2 protein-coding genes are annotated in these 1,713 nt (G+C 50.2%); one reads left to right on the top strand and one right to left on the bottom strand.

The features are described from left to right. Positions 1 to 876: substrate-binding domain-containing protein (locus AC1WIP_RS15590; RefSeq protein WP_481142687.1), on the top strand; the 876-nt coding region annotated here is incomplete at its 5' end. Here AC1WIP_RS15590 and AC1WIP_RS15585 read toward each other — a convergent pair. After that, positions 862 to 1,713 (bottom strand): helix-turn-helix transcriptional regulator (locus AC1WIP_RS15585; protein ID WP_481142686.1); only part of this gene is annotated, 852 nt, incomplete at its 5' end. The two genes, AC1WIP_RS15590 and AC1WIP_RS15585, sit on opposite strands and share 15 nt — an antisense overlap.

Here is a 1,713-nt window from a genome sequence, read left to right as displayed (position 1 = left end):
ATGGGGTATAAGGCTCCCTCCGCAAACAGGAGCGAAGAAAAAAAGAGCTATAATATCGGAGTGCTGGTGGCGGAAATCTATATTGAAAAATATGCTACCTTTTATTGGGAGCTTTATCAGAAAATCACAACTGCTGCGGTAAAGGAGGACTGCTTTGTGCTGCTGGAGGTTCTGGAATCGGCGGCGGAGAAGGAGCTGCAGGATATTAAACTGATCCGGGAAAATAAGATCGACGGCCTGATTGTGCTGGGAAGCGTCAGCACCGAATACCTGGAGCAGCTGTGCAGGGGAAACGATCTTCCTATTGTGTGCATGGATTTTTACGACAACAAGGTTAAGGTGGACTGTGTGATTTCCAACAGCTTTTACGGCGCTTATCAGCTTACTAACTATCTGTTTGACAAAGGACATCAAAAGATTGCCTTTGTGGGGACACTGCTTGCCACCGACAGCATTACGGACCGCTACCTGGGTTATCAGAAGTCTCTTATGGAGCATGGAGTGGCGGTGGAAAAAAAATGGGTTATCCCTGACCGGGATGAGAGCAGAAAGTGCTTTGATCATATTACCTTTCCCCGGGAAATGCCCACGGCCTTTGTATGTAACTGTGACCTGACGGCCAGCAAGGTGGTCAAAGGCCTCCAGGAGAGGGGGCTTTGTGTGCCGGGCGACGTTTCTGTGGTGGGATATGACGATTATCTTTATCCGGGCCTGTGCGATGTGGAGCTGACCACCTATTCCGTCAATATGGAGAAAATGGCGGAAACAGGTGTGGAAATTCTAAGAAGCCGGCTGGGCGGGGACCTGGGGCAGATAGGCATTCATGTGATAGAAGGAGGCCTTGTGGAGCGTGACAGCGTTTCATCTATAATATAAAGAACTCTTACGATAGGCGGCGGGCGTTATGCCCGCCGCTTTTTTAAAGTGGCGGATAAAATGATTTACATTTTCATATCCGATGGAAGAGGCAATCTCATGGATTTTTAAATTGCTGTTTTCAAGGAGCTCCCTGGCGGCGGCAATACGGGCTTTGTGGAGATATTGCATGGGAGAAATGCCATAGTGCTCCTTAAATTCCCGGCAGATTCGGTAGCGGCTCACCTGACTGCGTATTTCCAGCTGCTGCAAAGTAAGATCAGTGTAATAGCGTTTATCCAGCAGCTCCTTTATCTCAGTGAGATAGCCTGGAATTTTTTTTGCGCAAGGGGCTTTTTGAAACAGCATTTGGGTCAAAAGCTCTGTGAGCAGCAGATTTGCCTGAAAGGAATCCACCGGCTGCTGCCGGATCAGCGCGCGGTAGCCGGGTAACAGAGAAACGGGGGAGGGAGGCTCAAAAAAGAGAGAATCGGACAGCAGAGTGCGGCAGTAGCAGCCGGCGCTGCAGCCGTCAAAAAGAAGCAGCTTAAATCCGCCGAAGTCCTTTGTGGAAAGGGTATGGGGTACTCTGCCGTCTATAAGGAGAAACTGCCCTTGATTTAACAGCAGGGAATTTTCCGACGCAGAAAGCGGGGTATACCGCACGCTTCCCCATGTGGAATGGAGAATCCCATAGGCGGGAAACAGGTTTGAAGAAAGCGTAAGGGAAGCGCCCGCACTGCAGTGGAGGACGCCCAGTCTGCACAGCAGATGCCGCAGAGCAGCTTCCTCATTTTGAATCTCATAGAATTGAAAGGGGCTGGCGTCCTGGGAGGGAGTTCTCAGGGTATATACGGG

The sequence above is a fragment of the Acetatifactor sp. genome, from assembly GCF_982438285.1.
Note: the sequence above shows the minus strand (reverse complement) of the source record. Positions and strands in the feature narration are given on the sequence as shown.